The following is a 687-nucleotide window of genomic DNA, read 5'->3' as shown; positions in this document are numbered from 1 at the left end:
GCGCGAAGCTGTCGCCGGCGGCTTCGGCGGCCGCGTAGCCGAGATCGCGATACGGCGAGAACCGGCCCCAGGCCTTGTCGCCGCCATTGATCATGTCGAACACCACCGCGCCGGGCACGATCGGAATCGTCGCGTTGCCGATCGCAAAGCCGCGGCCGCGCTCGGCGAGCCAAGCCTGCACGCCGCCGCCGGCATCGAGGCCGAAGGCCGAGCCGCCCGACAGGGTGAAGCCGTCGACCTGCTCGACGGTGTTCACCGGTTCCAGCAGCACGCCGTCGCGAATTCCCGGGCCGCCGCCGCGCACAACGATCGAGGCGACTGCGGGCTTGTCGAACAGGATCGCGGTCACGCCGGACGCGAGCTTGTGGTCGTGCGCATGGCCGACGCGGACGCCGGCGACATCGGTGATCAGGTTGTGCAAGATGGATCCGTCCGAGAGCTGAGCGAGGGCCGCCATTGTCGGCATAAACAATTGGTCGAAGCAATCCCTCACGGTGCGATCACAAGGCGCGGAACGATGACGCAGCAGCTTGCATGGGCTTTGCGCGCGGGTGCATGTAGCCGGCCATGATCCACGACGTCTCGATCCCTGCCGCCCTGATCGCCGGTCTGGTCAGCTTCCTGTCACCCTGCGTGCTGCCGCTGGTGCCGCCGTACCTGATCTATCTGACCGGTGCGACCATCGAG

Annotated in this window: 1 protein-coding gene and 1 pseudogene; one reads left to right on the top strand and one right to left on the bottom strand. The window is 67.5% G+C overall.

Features of this window, described 5'->3' with window-relative positions; all coding sequences use genetic code 11:
• Positions 1–421: P1 family peptidase (locus DYI24_RS27405; RefSeq protein ID WP_205523722.1), on the bottom strand; the 421-nt coding region annotated here is incomplete at its 3' end.
• 146 nt (positions 422–567) lie between these two features.
• On the opposite strand from DYI24_RS27405, the pseudogene DYI24_RS27400 reads away from it, so the two are divergent.
• Positions 568–687 (top strand): annotated as a pseudogene (locus DYI24_RS27400) (cytochrome c biogenesis protein CcdA); the annotation flags it as partial.

Source organism: Rhodopseudomonas sp. BR0C11 (assembly GCF_010820945.1).
Taxonomy (GTDB): Bacteria; Pseudomonadota; Alphaproteobacteria; order Rhizobiales; family Xanthobacteraceae; genus Rhodopseudomonas; species Rhodopseudomonas palustris_H.
This window is presented reverse-complemented; position numbering and strand designations above follow the sequence as displayed.